Consider the following 484-nt stretch of genomic DNA (forward strand, 5'->3'; position numbering starts at 1 on the left):
GGACCGTAAGACAGGTTAAAAAGGTTAATGGGAAACAATATTTCTCTAATGATTATTACCCTGATACCGCTCAATTACGTTATGACACGCTGCGTAAGCAGTGTCATCGACCTTCTAAGTTTAATCGAGTTAAACAATTCCTAAGCTACTTTGTAGAACAGTTCAAACAGGGGTGGTCTCCAGATATAATCGCAGGTAGATCACGTGTCGATGGGTTATTCTTTAAAGATGAAATGGTATCAACTACCACTCTTTATAAGTACATCGATGAACAACGTTTAGAGATACGTAATATAGACTTAACCGACAAAATGAATAGATCTACCAAGCTACACGTTTCGAAGAAACATAAGCGTCTATTGGGTAGAAGTATCGAGGAACGTCCTGAGAGCGTTGACTTGCGAGAAGATTTTGGTGACTTTGAAATTGATACTATCGTTGGTAAGAGAAATGGTCACGAGAGCGTAGTCTTAACACTTATTGA

At 38.6% G+C, this 484-nt stretch carries 1 protein-coding gene; it reads left to right on the top strand.

Features of this window, described 5'->3' with window-relative positions; genetic code table 11:
- Positions 1 to 484: IS30 family transposase (locus tag FD33_RS07840; RefSeq protein WP_156407833.1), on the top strand; the 484-nt coding region annotated here is incomplete at both ends.

Origin of the sequence: Companilactobacillus paralimentarius DSM 13238 = JCM 10415 (assembly GCF_001434985.1) — a bacterium.
Classification (GTDB): domain Bacteria; phylum Bacillota; class Bacilli; order Lactobacillales; family Lactobacillaceae; genus Companilactobacillus; species Companilactobacillus paralimentarius.